Annotated in this window: 15 protein-coding genes; 10 read left to right on the top strand and 5 right to left on the bottom strand. The window is 61.8% G+C overall.

Going from position 1 to position 15,238, the window contains the following annotated elements:
- The first annotated feature begins 84 nt into the window (after positions 1–84).
- On the top strand, positions 85–1,227 hold the full coding sequence (locus tag ACZ89F_RS18770) for a porin (RefSeq protein ID WP_476093427.1): 1,143 nt from the start codon (positions 85–87) through the stop codon (positions 1,225–1,227).
- 236 nt (positions 1,228–1,463) lie between these two features.
- Positions 1,464–2,555: a tyrosine-type recombinase/integrase gene (locus tag ACZ89F_RS18765; protein WP_476093426.1), complete on the top strand. Its 1,092-nt coding sequence runs from the start codon at positions 1,464–1,466 to the stop codon at positions 2,553–2,555.
- A 59-nt stretch (positions 2,556–2,614) separates the two neighbouring features.
- Here ACZ89F_RS18765 and ACZ89F_RS18760 read toward each other — a convergent pair whose 3' ends face one another.
- Positions 2,615–3,514, bottom strand: a complete 900-nt coding sequence (locus tag ACZ89F_RS18760; RefSeq protein WP_476093425.1) for an alpha/beta fold hydrolase — start codon at positions 3,512–3,514, stop codon at positions 2,615–2,617.
- 164 nt (positions 3,515–3,678) lie between these two features.
- Positions 3,679–5,730: a lytic transglycosylase domain-containing protein gene (locus ACZ89F_RS18755; RefSeq protein WP_476093423.1), complete on the bottom strand. Its 2,052-nt coding sequence runs from the start codon at positions 5,728–5,730 to the stop codon at positions 3,679–3,681.
- 235 nt (positions 5,731–5,965) lie between these two features.
- Between ACZ89F_RS18755 and dapA the strand changes: the two genes are divergently transcribed.
- From dapA to ACZ89F_RS18740, 3 genes are read left to right on the top strand one after another with little or no spacing between them, the layout of a single operon-like run.
- The gene (gene dapA / locus ACZ89F_RS18750) at positions 5,966–6,847 is read left to right on the top strand and encodes a 4-hydroxy-tetrahydrodipicolinate synthase (RefSeq protein WP_476093421.1); all 882 of its coding nucleotides are present in this window, start codon (positions 5,966–5,968) and stop codon (positions 6,845–6,847) included.
- 25 nt (positions 6,848–6,872) lie between these two features.
- Positions 6,873–7,352 (top strand): SsrA-binding protein SmpB, encoded by a 480-nt coding sequence (gene smpB, locus ACZ89F_RS18745; protein WP_013532594.1) that lies wholly within the window; start codon positions 6,873–6,875, stop codon positions 7,350–7,352.
- Positions 7,353–7,366: 14 nt separating this feature from the next.
- Positions 7,367–8,104: a glycoside hydrolase family 25 protein gene (locus tag ACZ89F_RS18740; protein WP_476093420.1), complete on the top strand. Its 738-nt coding sequence runs from the start codon at positions 7,367–7,369 to the stop codon at positions 8,102–8,104.
- A gap of 28 nt (positions 8,105–8,132) precedes the next feature.
- Here ACZ89F_RS18740 and ACZ89F_RS18735 read toward each other — a convergent pair whose 3' ends face one another.
- Positions 8,133–8,495, bottom strand: a complete 363-nt coding sequence (locus ACZ89F_RS18735) for a winged helix-turn-helix transcriptional regulator (RefSeq protein WP_476093419.1) — start codon at positions 8,493–8,495, stop codon at positions 8,133–8,135.
- Between the two features lie 110 nt (positions 8,496–8,605).
- On the opposite strand from ACZ89F_RS18735, the gene ACZ89F_RS18730 reads away from it, so the two are divergent.
- On the top strand, positions 8,606–9,619 hold the full coding sequence (locus ACZ89F_RS18730) for a zinc-binding alcohol dehydrogenase family protein (protein WP_476093418.1): 1,014 nt from the start codon (positions 8,606–8,608) through the stop codon (positions 9,617–9,619).
- A gap of 9 nt (positions 9,620–9,628) precedes the next feature.
- Here ACZ89F_RS18730 and ACZ89F_RS18725 read toward each other — a convergent pair whose 3' ends face one another.
- Positions 9,629–10,285: a uracil-DNA glycosylase gene (locus ACZ89F_RS18725; protein ID WP_476093417.1), complete on the bottom strand. Its 657-nt coding sequence runs from the start codon at positions 10,283–10,285 to the stop codon at positions 9,629–9,631.
- 11 nt (positions 10,286–10,296) lie between these two features.
- The gene (locus ACZ89F_RS18720; RefSeq protein WP_010915096.1) at positions 10,297–10,878 is read right to left on the bottom strand and encodes a LabA-like NYN domain-containing protein; all 582 of its coding nucleotides are present in this window, start codon (positions 10,876–10,878) and stop codon (positions 10,297–10,299) included.
- Between the two features lie 327 nt (positions 10,879–11,205).
- Here ACZ89F_RS18720 and rpoZ point away from each other — a divergent pair, with 327 nt between their 5' ends.
- The 4 genes from rpoZ (at position 11,206) to ACZ89F_RS18700 (ending at position 15,058) form a co-directional block, all read left to right on the top strand.
- The gene (gene rpoZ / locus ACZ89F_RS18715) at positions 11,206–11,607 is read left to right on the top strand and encodes a DNA-directed RNA polymerase subunit omega (RefSeq protein ID WP_476093416.1); all 402 of its coding nucleotides are present in this window, start codon (positions 11,206–11,208) and stop codon (positions 11,605–11,607) included.
- 131 nt (positions 11,608–11,738) lie between these two features.
- Positions 11,739–13,967, top strand: coding sequence for a RelA/SpoT family protein (locus tag ACZ89F_RS18710; protein ID WP_136621234.1), 2,229 nt, complete (start codon positions 11,739–11,741; stop codon positions 13,965–13,967).
- A gap of 65 nt (positions 13,968–14,032) precedes the next feature.
- Positions 14,033–14,611, top strand: a complete 579-nt coding sequence (gene pyrE / locus ACZ89F_RS18705; RefSeq protein WP_476093415.1) for an orotate phosphoribosyltransferase — start codon at positions 14,033–14,035, stop codon at positions 14,609–14,611.
- A gap of 45 nt (positions 14,612–14,656) precedes the next feature.
- Positions 14,657–15,058 carry a VOC family protein gene (locus tag ACZ89F_RS18700; RefSeq protein ID WP_476093414.1) on the top strand — a complete coding sequence of 134 codons (402 nt, stop codon included), beginning with the start codon at positions 14,657–14,659 and terminating at the stop codon, positions 15,056–15,058.
- The last annotated feature ends 180 nt before the right edge of the window (positions 15,059–15,238 follow it).

Here is a 15,238-nt window from a genome sequence, read left to right as displayed (position 1 = left end):
TAGCGGGATACCTACCTATCGGCGCCGTGCGTTTCTGCGCCGAAACCACCGCTGTTTCGTTCGATTCTGACTGGAGGTCAGAAAATGAACATTAAGAGCCTTCTCCTCGGCTCCGCTGCGGCCCTGATCGCAGTTTCCGGTGCGCGCGCCGCCGACGCCGTCGTCGTCGCCGAGCCGGAACCCGCTGAATACGTCAAGATCTGCGACGTCTACGGCGCTGGCTACTTCTACATCCCCGGCACCGAAACCTGCCTGCGCATTGGCGGCTATGTCCGCTATGACATCGGCGTGGGTGATGCGGCTTCTTTCGACGGCGTCAACAACGTTCCGGATCACCTGGATGCAGGCGACACCAACGACACGTATTGGAAGCAGGCCCGTTTCACGCTGAAGACCTGGACCGGCCAGGAAACCGAACTCGGCACCTTGAAGACCTACACCGAAACCCGCTTCAACTTCGGCAACAGCGGCGGGGACTATGCCCTCGGCGATCCGGACGGCACCGGTTCTTTGACTGAAGACAGCTGGCAGGCTCGCAATTCGGGCATCTCGCTGAACTTCGCTTGGATTCAGCTCGGTGGTCTCCGCGTCGGTAAGGACGAATCGGCATTCGATACGTTCATCGGCTACGCCGGCAACGTCATCCAGGATACGCTGGTTCCCTACGGTTCGTTCGACACCAATGTGATCCAGTACTACTTTGACGCTGGCAACGGCTTCTCGGCCGTGGTCTCGCTCGAAGAAGGCGCTGGCGCCAACACGATCGACAGCTACGTTCCGCATGTCGTCGGCGGCGTTAAGTACACGCAGGGCTGGGGCGCCATCACTGCGGTTGCTGCTTATGACAGCAACTACGAAGCATGGGCCGGCAAGGCTCGCTTGGATGTGAACGCCACCAACGAACTGTCTCTGTTCGTCATGGGCGGCTTCGGAAGTGACGACGACTTCCTGGATCCGAATACAGGCCACAACTTCTTCAAGCTGTGGGACGGTAGCTGGGCGATCTGGGGCGGTGGTAGCTACAAGTTCAACGAGAAGACCTCGTTCAACGTGCAGGCCTCCTATGATGATGGCAAGAAGTTCGGCCTCGCAGCCAACGTTGCCTATGATATCGTCCCAGGCTTCACCATCACGGGCGAAGTCGACTACGTGAACGCCGGCGATAGCGACTGGCACGACAGCTACGACGGCATTGGCGGCGTGCTCCGCTTCCAGCGCTCGTTCTAAGGGCTGGTTCCTTACAGGTGAAATCCAGCCCGGGCGCACAACGCCCGGGCTGTTTTATTTCGTGACTGGACCAAGGCAAACAGAAGGATGGGGGTACGGTAGCTGAATAGGGTCCGTGGAGTGATTTCGTGGGATCCGCTGATGGGCGGATGAGATCACAATCGCGTGATTCAAATCTCTTGAAAGGACGCTCCCAAGAGGATAGGGCTGATCTATCCCACTCGGGGGTGTGGCAAATGATGACGAACGAAGCGATTCAAGAGGGTGAGCCCTCTGATCATTTTTCGATGTTTTCTTCTCAAAATTCGACGATACGATACAGTTATAACAAGATCAGAGAAGTAAAGTCGTACAGGGTCGGAGAGCTTTTTTTAGCATACCGGGACATATTATGGGATGATGGGCGGCATAAATACAATGTCAGCTCTTTCATCGGCGAGATAGATGAGCTTCTCCTTGGAGAGCGATTCAGCGCCTTTGACCAGAGTACCCTGGACAACCTTATCGGCACCTTGCGCCAGCGCGGCAACAGCAACGCAACCATCAATCGGAAGATGGCTGCCCTCAGCAAACTGCTGCGCAAGGCTCACAAGATGGGAGATATCCACAGCCTGCCCGAGTTCCGCCGCCAGAAGGAGCGGGCGGGACGGATTCGTTTCCTCGAACGGGACGAAGAGGCAAGGTTGTTCGCCGCCATCAAGAGCCGCAGCGAGGACGCCTACAGGCTTTCCGTTTTCCTGGTCGATACCGGATGCCGCCTCGGTGAGGCGCTTGGGCTGATCTGGAACGACATCCAGGAGCATCGCGTCAGTTTCTGGATCACCAAATCAGGCCGCAGCCGCACCATTCCGATGACCGAGCGGGTCAAGGAGGTCATCAAGCTGCCGCCCGCCGAAGGCCGTCGGCCCAAGGGACCGTTCACCAAGCTCAGCCAGGCACAGTTCCGTGCCATCTGGAACGACGCAAAGGCCGAAGTCGGTCTCGGCGCCGACGACCAGGTGGTTCCGCACATATTGCGCCACACCTGCGCCTCCCGTCTTGTCCAGGGCGGCATCGACATCCGTCGCGTGCAGATGTGGCTCGGCCACCAGACACTGTCGATGACCATGCGTTACGCGCATCTGGCCACCAACGATCTCGACGGCTGCGTTATCGTGCTGGAAACGCCTCGATCGACTCAGCCGGCCGGCAAATGCGCTGAAGGCTCCGTGTTTTCATCACCCGTGACGACGCCTTCGTCGCCGAAAGCAGGGCGGAAACAGACGGACGAAGCCGCCGCGGCAAAGGACTCGCCGAAAGCGCCCCGGAAAAGTTCAAAAGCCAAGTAGGCTGGCGAGCCCAGCCTATACTGCCGTGACTATCCCAGGACCTTGTTTGGTCTTGGGACTTACTTAGGCCTGCTCTGGCCCTCGGCCTGATCAAGAAAGGTCGCGATGTCGTTGGGCAGGCTGCCGGTCTCGAGGAATGGCGCGTGGCCCTGACCCGCGACTGTGATCGTTTCAATGCCAGGATGGCGCTTTCGCATCTGCTCCAGCGTTTCCTCCGCCAAGAGCCTCGAATTGGCACCGCGTATGGTGAGCAGAGGAATCGCGGCCAACGCCTCGAAGTGCGGCCATAGATCAGGCAGCGGCTGCGTGAGGTCGAGACTGGCAACCGTGTCGACCAGATTCGGGTCGAAATCCGGCACCAGGCCACCGTCCGTTTCGCGGTTAAGCGCGGCCACCATCCGCGTCCAATCGGCGTCGGTGAGTGCGGAAAAATCCTGGCCATGAACGCTACGCTGGGCATCCATAGCCTCGGTGAAGGTTTTCCGCTTCGGGTCGCGCTCGAGATAAGACTGGATATGGGCAAGCCCAGCCACCTCGATCACCGGTCCGATGTCGTTGAAAACAATGGCTTTTAGGACAGCCGGCCGCATCATGCCGAGCATATGGATGATCAGCCCGCCGCGCGACGTGCCGATGAAGGCTGCTTCCCCGATGCCCAGCGCCGCCAGCCCGGCAAGGACGTCGCCGGCTTCGACACCGACATTATAGTGGCTGATATCGGGATCGTAGGCGGATTGCCCGCGCCCGCGATAGTCGAAGGCGATGACCTTTCGCGGCTTTGCCGCATGCGTCGACAGAAAGAGCGCCAGCTCATGAAAATCCCGGGCATTGCGGGTCAAGCCTGGCAGGCAGACAACCGGCCTGTGCCCGGAATTTGCTTCGCCATAGATGCGCGCGTGAAGTTCCAGTGCATCCGGTGCGGCGTAGAAAAAATCTGAAAAGCCCTGGTCGCTTGGCATGTAGACTCGATTCCTCACCGCTATCGGATCGTCTCCAACTGCTATAGGCGGGGGCAGGGGCGGTCAAATCGGGCAAAGGTGCGGGCGCTGAAACTTTCGGGATGTCAGAGGACAGAGGGGGCGCGAAGGATCGCCAGCCATTGGCTAACCTGTCACCGCTTCGGTCAGCTCCGTCCGTTCACCAGATCTCCAACGATGTCGTATTTTCCGGAAATACGCATCTTGTAGACCTCGTAATTCTCCATCACGCGCTGAACGTAACTTCTTGTTTCCGTGTAGGGAATCCGCTCGATCCAGTCGACGACGGCGTCGATGTCCTTGCCGCGCGGATCGCCATATCTGGCCACCCACTGGCTGGCACGGTTGGGACCGGCATTGTAGCCGGCGAAGGTCAGCACATAGGAGCCGTTGAAGCGATCGAGCTGCTCGCCGAGGAAGGCCGAACCAAGCGTCGCATTGTAGCCGGCGTCGGTGGTCAGTCGTGTCTGTGAAAACTGCAATCCGGCCTTCTTCGCCAATTGTTTGGCGGTGCCCGGCATCAGCTGCAGCAGGCCGCGCGCGCCGGCGCTGGATACCGCACCGATGTTGAACTCGCTTTCCTGGCGGGCGATCGCATAGGCTAGCGCCTTGCCCGAGCCGGAAATGTCAGCCGAATCGGGAATGACGCCGAGCGGATGCGACAGGGCGCCGACATCAATGCCACGCGCACCGGCGATCTTGCCGATTTTTAGCGCCATGAAATGGTTGCCCTGCTTTTCCGCAAGGACGGCGAGGAGCGCGAGTTCCCCCGGGCTGGTCAACTGCCCGGCAAGGTCGCGATAGAGTGTCTCGGCATAGCGGTCGTAACCCGCTTCCTGCAGCCGTTTGATGGCGCTGACGGCCTCGCGGCCGGCAAAATTCTGCCGGTCGGCGGCACTTGGCGAGGGATAGACGATGTTCAGCGCCTGCCGGCCGACGCGTTCGGCGGCAAGCTGGCCGTAAAATGTCGTGCCGTAGGCTGCGGCGCGTGCAAAATAGTCCTTGGTATTGCCCGGACCGCCGACTTCCGCCGCACGGCCGAGCCAATAATAGGCACGCGACAGCGTCATCGGCCCTTGGGCAAGGTCGGCGATGCGCGCGAAATGCGTTGCGGCAAGCTTGGGGTCGTTCAGGCCACGCAGCGCATACCAACCGGCGTGGAATTCAGCATCCGCCGCATTGGTGGCACTTTCGGCGGCGTGTGTGGCGACGATCCGGTAGGCCGTCTTCATGTCGCCCTGGTCTACCAGTTCGCGCGACAACACCCGGCGCTCGACCCACCAGGCATCCGGATCGACCAGAGCGTCGCGATCGGTCGGTGCCTGCATCACAATGGCAGCGGCGCCGGCAAAATCCTCTTGCTTGCGCAGATATTCGGCCCGCGCGAAGAAATAGCCGGCCGAAAATTGTGCCGCAGGCACTGCCTTCAACAGTTTTGCGGCATTCTTGTCGCCCTTGTCCGCCGCCGCCCAGGCGTCGGCAAGTTGCTGGGCACCGGCGAGGCCGGCGACGCGCAGGGCGGAATTCGCGCGGTCGGCATAGAACATGCGCTCCATTCGAAAACGGTGGTCGGCAGCCGGGATCAGGCTGCCGAATTCCTTGATCAGCGCCGTCTCGTCCTTGGCCTCCAGGATAGCGGTGCGCCAGAATGGCGACAGCACCGAGCGCGCCGCCTTGGTATTGCCTGACGCCACATAGGCGCGGGCAAGAACCATCACGCCTTCGAATGTCTGCGGCTGGCTGCCATCGAACGCCCTGATAACGATGTTGGGGGCAGGGTTCTCGCGATAGAGTGCGCGCTCGCTGTTCTTGCGCAGGGCGACGGTGCCCGGCCAACTGGGCAGCATCTTCGCCGCGGCGGCGATATCGCCGCTCGGAACCTTGTCGCCGCCATAGAGCGCGATCGCCCAGGCAAGGATGTGCTGGTCGAGCGAGTAAGCGGGAAGGGCATCGCGCACGCCACGGGCGCCGGGAATGTCGCCAGCCGCCAGCGCATCGAGCCCGCTCTTCAAGAGGGCGACGTCGGGCGAGGGTCCCTGTTGCGCCTTGTCCTGCAGGTCGGGCATCGGGATGGCCGAGCCTGGCATCGGGATGGCCGAAGTGACCTGCACATCGACGCTGCCGCCCGTCGCCATGCCCGGCATCAGCGCGAGCGTGGCGCCAAACAGCGCGAAAAGGTGAGGCCGACTGCCCGGCATGATCTTTAAGTCTTTCCTTGTCCTGGCATTCTACCAGCGGGCGAAGATGCCTCGAAGCCTAGACTTAGGTCGTGAAGAGCCCGTAAACAAAGAGTTAGCGAGGCCGTTCGAATTGCGCTTGCTGGCACCATGGCAATGCTTGCCGCGCAACAATGTCGAGACTATGGTGCGCCGCTTCGCTTTCGGCTAGAAGGCGCGCACCGCAAATACCAGAAGTCCCAAGGAGTTGGACGATATGCTGAGAGGCTCGCTTACTGCGCTCGTGACACCGTTCGAAAAGAGCGGGCGTTTCGACGAGAAAGCCTTTCGTGCGTTCGTCGAATGGCAACTCGCGGAGGGCACGACGGGACTGGTTCCCGTGGGCACGACCGGCGAGTCGCCGACGCTGTCGCATGACGAGCACCGCCAGGTCGTCAAGGTGTGCATCGAGGTTGCCAAGGGCCGCGTTCCGGTCGTTGCCGGCGCCGGTTCCAACAACACCGAGGAAGCCGTTGGCCTCGTTCAATATGCCGAGAAGGCCGGCGCCGATGCCGCCCTGGTCGTCACGCCCTATTACAACAGGCCGACACAACGCGGCCTGTACGAGCACTTCGCTGCCGTTGCCAGGGCGACAAAGCTGCCGATCATCATCTACAACATCCCGCCGCGCTCGGTGATCGACATGATGCCGGAGACGATGGGGCGGCTCGCGCACGACTTCAAGAACATCGTCGGCGTCAAGGATGCCACCGGCAAGGTCGAACGGGTCTCCGAGCAGCGCGCCACGTGCGGCAAGGATTTCATCCAACTTTCGGGCGAGGATGCTTCGGCGCTTGGTTTCAACGCGCATGGCGGCGTCGGCTGTATCTCGGTGACCTCGAACGTCGCGCCGCGGCTCTGCGCCGAATTCCAGGAAGCAACACTGTCCGGCGACAGCGCCAAGGCGCTGGATCTGCAGGATCGCCTGCTGCCGCTGCACAAGGCCATCTTCCTGGAACCTGGCGTTTCCGGCGCCAAGTACGCGCTGTCGAAGCTGGGTAAGGTCGAGAATGTGCTGCGCTCGCCGCTTGTCACGGTCGAACAGTCGACCGCCGAGAAGATCGATGCGGCCATGAAGCACGCCGGCTTGATTAATTAGCGATGAGGCGCCACCTCTCCACATCATGAATCAAGTCAGAAAAGCCGATCCCAACAACAAGACCGTTTCGGAAAACCGCAAGGCGCGGTTTTCCTACGAGGTGCTCGACACGGTCGAGGCCGGGCTGGTGCTGACCGGCACCGAGGTCAAGTCGCTGCGCCAGGGCCAGGCCAACATCCAGGACAGCTATGCCTCGGTCGAAGGCGGCGAGATCTGGCTGATCAATTCCTATCTGCCGGAATATCTGCAGGCCAACCGCTTCAACCATGAGCCGCGCCGGCGCCGCAAGCTGCTGCTCAACAAGCGCGAGATGGCAAAACTGTCGCAGAGCGTCGACCGCGAAGGCATGACGCTGGTGCCGCTGAAGATTTATTTCAACGACCAGGGCCGCGCCAAGCTGCTGCTCGCCGTCGGCCGCGGCAAGAAACTGCACGACAAGCGCGAATCCGAGAAGCAGCGCGACTGGTCGCGCGAGAAGGGTCGGCTCTTAAAAGAGCGTGGGTAGGCTGGGGCATTCGTTTGAAGAACCGGATTGTCCTTTTCGGTTTGGCCGGCCTGGTCCTGGTTTGTTTCGTCGCAGCAGGCGGCTATCTCTATTTCAGGGCATTCTCGCCGGACCGCGATAAATATCCGGTCAGGGGCATCGATGTCTCCCACCATCAGGGTCAGATCGACTGGCGGCGTGTAGCCGCCGACGATGTCGCCTTCGCCGTCATCAAGGCGACCGAAGGCGGCGATCATGTGGACGATGCCTTCGCGAGGAATCTGGAAGAGGCCCGCGCTGCCGGTCTCGCCGTCGGCGCCTATCACTTTTTCACCTTTTGCCGGCCTGGCGCCGACCAGGCAAAGAATTTCATCTCGGTGGTGCCGCACGACCAGCCGCTGCTGCCGCCGGTCGTCGACATCGAATTCGGCGGCAACTGCCCGCAGCGGCCAACGCCCGAACAACTGAGCGCCGAACTGGCCGCGTTCCTCGTCCCTGTCGAGGCAGCGTTCGGCAAGCCTGCGATTGTTTATCTCACCGATGAGGCAGCACAGACCTATGCCGGACGCATCGCCGCCCGCCCGCTCTGGCTTCGTTCATTGCTTCTGGAGCCGGATCGCGGCGACTGGGTCTACTGGCAATACCACAACAGGGGTCGCGTCGACGGCATCAATGGCGATGTTGACCTGAACGTGCTGCAGGGTGGACCGGCGGTTTTGGCTGCGCTGTCTGCTGCATCGCCGGTCACCCGGGAACCCGGTGACTCCCCTTAATCACTGAGAGATATCGTTCGCCGTCGTTTCATGCTGCGGATTGGGAAACCTCCGGTGCCAGCGTGACATTGGCGTCGCCCCAGATTTTCAGGGCGGTGATCACCGGCTCCAGGCTTCTGCCGCGCGGTGTCAGGCTGTATTCCACCTTCGGCGGCACCTGCGCGTAGACCTTGCGGGCGATGAGCCCATCCATCTCCAGTTCGCGCAACTGGTTGGTCAGCATGCGCTGCGTGCAGTTCGGAATGCGCCGGCGTATTTCGTTGAAGCGCATCGTACCCTCGAACAGGTGATAGAGCACGACGCCCTTCCACTTTCCGTCGATATAGCGGAGCGCTCCCTCCACGGTGCAGCCGGGGCTGCAATCGAATCGCTCATGGCGAATGCGCGGCATAACGGTATCCTTTTCGACACTATGTGCTCTATATGTGCATTCTTGCACTTGGCGCACATAATCCGCATCTCTGCTCCAGACAACGCTCAACAGCAATCGCGGAGACCAAAATGCGCGCCGTCGGCTATCAAATCCCAGCCCCCATCACCGATGAGACCTCCCTTGTCGATATCGACCTGCCCAAGCCAGAGCCGAAAGGTCGTCAACTGCTGGTCGAGGTGAAGGCGATCTCGGTCAATCCGGTCGACACCAAGATCAGGCGTAGCGCCAGACCCGAAGCCGGAACGTGGCGGGTGCTCGGCTGGGATGCCGCCGGCCGGGTCGTTGCGACCGGTCCGGACGCCAGCCTGTTCAAAGCGGGTGATGATGTCTTCTATTCCGGTGCGCTGGCGCCGCAAGGCACCAATGCCGAGTTCCACCTCGTGGACGAGCGCCTTGTCGGCCACAAGCCCGGCTCGCTCGACTATCCGCAGGCGGCGGCGCTGCCGCTGACGGCGATCACCGCCTTTGAGGCGCTGTTCGACCGGCTTGACGTGAAGAAGTCGGTCAGGGGCGTCGCAAACGCCATCCTGATCATCGGCGGCGCCGGCGGCGTCGGCTCGATCGCGGTGCAGCTTGCGCGCCAACTGACCGATCTGACTGTCATCGCCACCGCGTCAAGGCCCGAGACGCGCGACTGGGTTGTTGGGCTTGGCGCCCATCATGTCGTCGACCACTCCAGGCCGCTCGCTGCTGAAGTGGCAGCCCTCGGCATCGGCGCCCCGGCCTTTGTGTTCTCGACAACCAACACCGACCGGCATCTGGCCGAGATCGCCGAATTGATCGCTCCACAGGGCCGGTTCGGATTGATCGACGATCCCCAGACGCTCGACATCAATCCGTTCAAGCGCAAGAGCGTTTCGGTCCATTGGGAACTGATGTTCACCCGCTCACTGTTCGAGACGCAGGACATGGCCGCACAGGGTGAGCATCTGAACGAACTGTCCCGGCTTGTCGACGCAGGCACCATCCGCACGACGCTGGGCGAGACCTTCGGTCCTATCAATGCCGCCAATCTGAAGCGCGCCCATGCGCTGATCGAGACCGGCAAGGCCAAGGGCAAGATCGTGCTTGAAGGGTTCTGAAGGGCGGTGCTATGTCCGCAGGAACGCCGCTATCTGGCTGAAAACGCTGACGAACATCGCTTCGGTCAGCACGCCGGTGTTGGTGTTGTAGCGCGAGCAATGATAGCTCGAAAACAGCGTGATGCCGCCGGCCGGTAGCTGCCCGCCATGCTTGAATGGGTAGGCGGCGACGCGCCCACCCAATGCGCGCACGGTCGACTGGTGCGCGATCGATCCCAGTGCCAGCACGGCGCGCAAATTGGGAAAGCGAGCGATCGTCGGCACCAGGAATGTCCTGCAGGTGGAAATCTCGGCGCCCACCGGCTTGTTTTCAGGCGGCACGCAGCGCACCGCATTGGTGATCGCCGTGCCGACGAGCTCCAGCCCGTCATCTGGCCGCGCCTTGAACTCGCCGCGGGCAAAGCCGTGCGAAATCAGCGTCGAGTAGAGCAGGTCGCCGGCATAGTCGCCGGTGAAAGGACGCCCGGTGCGGTTGGCGCCGCGCAGCCCGGGCGCCAACCCGACGATCAGCAACTGAACCGCGGCGTCGCCTTCCGGCGGCAGGAAAGTCGGCACCGGCGCATTGAACCAGGATGGTTCGCGCTGCCGCCACTCGGCGATGAAATCGTGCAGCCGCGGGCAGAGCGGGCAGTCGTGGCCGGGTTCGGAGGCGGAAAGGGCGGTCAAGGCGACCGGCCTCAGTAATCATCCTCGTCGACTTCGGCGGGCTCGGGCCGGCGCACCGGCCGCTCGGACGGATCGCGGCCGACTTCATTCTTCAGCGTTGTCAGATCAATGAAATGGTCGGCCTGGCGGCGCAGATCGTCGGAGATCATCGGCGGCTGCGAGGCCATGGTCGAGACGATCGACACCTTGCGACCACGCCGCTGCAGCGCCTCGACCAGTGTGCGGAAATCGCCGTCGCCGGAAAAGATGACGTAGTGGTCGACGACATCGGCGAGTTCCAGCGCATCGACCGTGAGCTCGATGTCCATATTGCCCTTGATCTTGCGGCGGCCGGTCGAGTCGGTGAATTCCTTGGCCGGCTTGGTGACCACCTTGAAGCCGTTATAGTCGAGCCAGTCGATCAGCGGACGGATCGAGGAGTATTCCTGATCCTCGACAAGTGCCGTGTAATAATAGGCGCGCAGCAGATAGCCACGCTTCTGGAAGCTCGACAGAAGCTTGCGATAGTCGATGTCGAAGCCGAGCGCACGCGACGTCGCATAAAGATTGGCGCCGTCGATGAATAGGGCGATTTTTTCACGAGGGTCGAACATGGAAAATATTCCTTCTCGAAATAAACGGCCGTCTAAACGAAATGCGATAGCGACGTTCGGTCAGGCTCATAATAAACCGGCTGACCTCTACACCATCCGAGATAGCGCCAGTTTCGCGGCAATCCAAGGGCGTGTTGCCGCACTGCAAGCAATTGTGATCGGGACACCGAACGCATAAGTACAGGCAGGTTTTACCGAATCGGGTGTTCGAACGAAGGATTGCGCGCCCCGCAGCCCCGCCATTGCCATGATGCTTGTATTTTGGCGGCGTTCGGGTTATGGACCGCGCCTGTTTTCCATCAAATCCATCGCATGAAAGGGGCATCCATGGCCCGCGTAACCGTTGAAGATTGCATCGACAAGGTCGACAACCGCTTCGAGCTGGTGCTTTTGGCCGGCCACCGCGCCCGCCAGATCAGCCAGGGCGCGCCGATCACCGTGCCGCGTGACAACGACAAGAACCCGGTCGTGGCGCTGCGCGAGATCGCCGATGAGACGCTTTCGCCCGACGACCTCAAGGAAGATCTGATCCACTCGCTGCAGAAGCACGTCGAGGTCGACGAGCCCGAGGCCGATGGCGAGGCGATTGCCGATCAGACCGGCGCCGCCGTTGCGACCACCGACGCCGATGACGCCGAGGAGAACATCACCTTCGACCGGATGACCGAGGAAGATCTCCTAGCCGGCATCGAGGGCCTGGTGCCGCCGGAAAAGAGCGACGACTACTAAGCAAGCCACTGTTGCGAAGGTCGCTGGAACAATCTTCCGCACTTCCGTATCGGCAGTTTCGTGGCTATCTATGACATGCGCCGTACAGCAGTGCGGCGCATGATTCATTTCACCGCTGCGAGATCCCGCCCATGATGCGTCAGTATGAGCTTGTCGAGCGCGTCCAGCGCTACAAGCCTGACGTCAACGAGGCGCTGCTCAACAAGGCCTACGTCTATGCCATGCAGAAGCATGGCCACCAGAAACGCGCTTCCGGCGATCCCTATTTCTCGCATCCGCTCGAAGTCGCCGCCATCCTCACCGAAATGCACATGGACGAGGCGACGATCGCGGTCGCCCTGCTGCACGACACCATCGAGGACACCACCGCGACGCGGGCCGAGATCGACGAGCTGTTCGGGCCCGAAATGGGCAAGCTGGTCGAGGGACTGACCAAGCTGAAGAAGCTCGACCTCGTGTCGAAGAAGGCCGAGCAGGCGGAAAACCTGCGCAAGCTTCTGCTGGCGATTTCGGAAGATGTCCGCGTGCTTCTGGTCAAGCTCGCCGACCGTCTGCACAACATGCGCACCCTCGATCATATGCCGGAGGCCAAGCGCCTGCGCATCGCCGAGGAGACGATGGACATCTATGCGCCGCTGGCCGGGCGCATGGGCATGCAAGGCATGCGCGAGGAGCTGGAGGAGCTCGCCTTCCGCTATATCAATCCGGAAGCCTATCGCGCCGTCACCGCCCGGCTCGCCGAAATCTTCGAGCGCAACAAGGATGTGCTGTCCGATATCGAGAAGGCGCTGTCCACGCTGTTCGAAAAGCATGCGATCAAGGCAGGTGTGAAGAGCCGCCAGAAGAAGCCGTGGTCGGTGTTCCGCAAGATGGAGGCCAAGGCGCTGTCGTTCGAGCAGCTGTCCGATATTTTCGGCTTCCGCGTCGTCGTCGACACGGTCGAGGATTGCTACCGGGCGCTTGGCGCCATCCACACCACATGGTCGATGGTTCCGGGCCGCTTCAAGGATTACATCTCGACGCCGAAGCAGAACGACTACCGGTCGATCCACACCACCATCGTCGGGCCGTCGCGCCAGCGCGTCGAACTGCAGATCCGCACCCACCAGATGAACAAGATCGCCGAATACGGCGTCGCTGCGCATTCGATCTACAAGGACACCGGCGGCAAGACGAACGGTGCTGCCCACGCCATCTCGAAGGAGACCAACGCCTATGCCTGGCTGCGGCGCACCATCGAGCAGCTAGCCGAGGGCGACAATCCGGAGGACTTTCTCGAAAACACCAAGCTGGAGCTGTTCCAGGACCAGGTGTTCTGCTTCACCCCGAAAGGCATGCTGATTGCGCTGCCGCGCGGCGCGACACCGATCGACTTTGCCTATGCGGTGCATACCGATGTAGGCGACACCTGCGTCGGTGCCAAGGTCAACGGCCGCATCATGCCGCTGATGACGGAACTGAAGAACGGCGACGAGGTCGAGATCATCCGCTCCAAGGCACAGGTGCCGCCGGCGGCGTGGGAATCGGTCGTCGTCACCGGCAAGGCACGCTCGGCCATCCGCCGGGCCACCAAGAACGCCATCCGCAAGCAGTATTCGGGCCTCGGCATCCGCATCCTGGAACGCGCCTTCGAGCGCGCCGGCAAGACTTTCACCAAGGAGAGCCTGAAGCAGGTGCTGCACCGGCTGGCGCGCAAGGACATCGAGGATGTGCTGGCCTCGGTCGGGCGTGGCGAGCTTGCCTCCGCCGACGTCATGAAGGCGGTATTCCCCGACTACAAGGACGAGCGCGTCACCACGGCCGCACCCAAGCCGCGCGAGGAGGGCTGGTCGAAGATCCGCAATGCCGCCGGCATGCTGTTCCAGATTCCGGGCCGTGCCGCGCGCAAGGACAAGGACCAGCCGCGCGATGGCGCCGTGCCGATCCGCGGCGTGCGCGGCGACCTGCCGGTGCGTTTCGCGCCGGAAGGAGCAGTGCCTGGCGACCGCATCGTCGGCATCGTCCAACCGGGCACCGGCATCACCATCTATCCGATCCAGTCGCCGGCGCTGCAGGCGTTCGACGACCAGCCCGAGCGCTGGATCGACGTGCGCTGGGACATTGACGAGCGCACCAAGGAGCGGTTTCCGGCGCGCGTCTCGGTCACCGCCATCAATGCGCCGGGTTCGCTCGCCGATATCGCCCAGGTCGTTGCGTCGAACGACGCCAACATCCATACGCTGTCGATGGTGCGCACCGCGCCGGACTTCACTGAAATGCTGATCGATCTCGAAGTCTGGGATCTGAAGCACCTCAACCGGCTGCTGTCGCAGCTCAAGGACAATTCGAGCGTCAGCGATGCAAGGCGCGTGAACGGCTAGACCATGATCCCGAAAAGTGGGGACCGGTTTTCGGACAAGATCATGGTCAATCAAAAGAGGCAGACATGAACACCGATGAAGTGCTGGGCATTTTCCGCGAGGCGGGTGCTGTTCTGGAAGGGCATTTCATTTTGACGTCGGGCCTGCGCAGTCCGGTCTTCCTGCAGAAGGCACGCGTGTTCATGCATGCCGACAAGACCGAGCGACTGTGCAGGGCGCTGGCCGAGAAGATACGCACGGCAGTGCCTGGCAAGATCGACTATGTCGTTGGCCCCGCGATCGGCGGACTGATCCCGGCTTACGAGACCTCGCGCCATCTCGGCGTGCCGGCGATCTGGGTCGAGCGGGAAGGGGGCGAGTTCCGCCTGCGCCGCTTCGAGATCGCCAGGGGCGCGCGTGTCGTCATCGTCGAGGACATAGTCACCACCGGCCTGTCGATCCGCGAGACCATCGAGTGCCTGCGCGAGCTTGGCGCCGAAGTGGTTGCCGCCGCCTGCATCATCGACCGTTCGGCCGGCAAGACCGACGTCGGCGTGCCGCTGATCGCGCTCGCCGAATATGAGGTTCCGGCCTATCCGGCCGACCGGCTGCCGCCGGAGCTGGCCGCCATCCCGGCGGTCAAGCCCGGCAGCCGCAATATCTGACCGTGCATGTCGCCCAAAAGTGTGCAGCGGTTTTGGGGCAACGACATGCATGAAGACAAATTGGTGATGATCGCCGGCATCGATCATTTCGTGCTGACGGTCGCTTCGCTGGAAGTAACCTGCGCCTTTTATCAGCATGTGCTTGGCTTTGAGCGCATCGATACGCCGGGCCGGCCGACGGCGCTGGCTTTCGGCACCCAGAAGATCAACGTGCATGAGGTCGACCGCACCTTCGAGCCGAAGGCGAAGTCGCCAACGCCCGGATCAGGCGATTTCTGCCTCATCACTACCCGGCCGCTCGCCGAGATATGCGCCAGCCTGGCGGCCAATGGGGTTGTCGTGGAAGTCGGGCCGGTCGAACGTATCGGGGCCCGAGGTCGGATGATGTCGGTCTATTTCCGCGACCCGGACAGCAATCTGGTCGAGGTTAGCGAATATCTGCCGTAGCCGTCTGCGACGCTGCGCCTTTCGGCGATGCGACTGCCGGCTCCTTAAATTCGCCGCGATTGTCCAATGTTCGAAGCAAGACCTGCCACCCGAAGGGCGGCAACAGCGCGCGCCGCACATTCGGTGTTTGGTTGTTCTTGCGTCAGCGCGTCGTTATATAAGGTTGCGATTGCCATTGGG

The organism is Mesorhizobium sp. USDA 3734, assembly GCF_056279665.1.
This window is presented reverse-complemented; position numbering and strand designations above follow the sequence as displayed.

Coding starts and splice junctions, on each gene's coding strand:
- pyrE (WP_476093415.1), top strand. CDS start 14,033: ATGAACACCGATGAAGTGCTGGGCATTTTCCGCGAGGCGGGTGCTGTT.
- rpoZ (WP_476093416.1), top strand. CDS start 11,206: ATGGCCCGCGTAACCGTTGAAGATTGCATCGACAAGGTCGACAACCGC.
- ACZ89F_RS18755 (WP_476093423.1), bottom strand. CDS start 5,730: ATGCCGGGCAGTCGGCCTCACCTTTTCGCGCTGTTTGGCGCCACGCTC.
- ACZ89F_RS18720 (WP_010915096.1), bottom strand. CDS start 10,878: ATGTTCGACCCTCGTGAAAAAATCGCCCTATTCATCGACGGCGCCAAT.
- ACZ89F_RS18760 (WP_476093425.1), bottom strand. CDS start 3,514: ATGCCAAGCGACCAGGGCTTTTCAGATTTTTTCTACGCCGCACCGGAT.
- ACZ89F_RS18770 (WP_476093427.1), top strand. CDS start 85: ATGAACATTAAGAGCCTTCTCCTCGGCTCCGCTGCGGCCCTGATCGCA.
- ACZ89F_RS18710 (WP_136621234.1), top strand. CDS start 11,739: ATGATGCGTCAGTATGAGCTTGTCGAGCGCGTCCAGCGCTACAAGCCT.
- dapA (WP_476093421.1), top strand. CDS start 5,966: ATGCTGAGAGGCTCGCTTACTGCGCTCGTGACACCGTTCGAAAAGAGC.
- smpB (WP_013532594.1), top strand. CDS start 6,873: ATGAATCAAGTCAGAAAAGCCGATCCCAACAACAAGACCGTTTCGGAA.
- ACZ89F_RS18730 (WP_476093418.1), top strand. CDS start 8,606: ATGCGCGCCGTCGGCTATCAAATCCCAGCCCCCATCACCGATGAGACC.
- ACZ89F_RS18735 (WP_476093419.1), bottom strand. CDS start 8,495: ATGCCGCGCATTCGCCATGAGCGATTCGATTGCAGCCCCGGCTGCACC.
- ACZ89F_RS18765 (WP_476093426.1), top strand. CDS start 1,464: ATGATGACGAACGAAGCGATTCAAGAGGGTGAGCCCTCTGATCATTTT.
- ACZ89F_RS18700 (WP_476093414.1), top strand. CDS start 14,657: ATGCATGAAGACAAATTGGTGATGATCGCCGGCATCGATCATTTCGTG.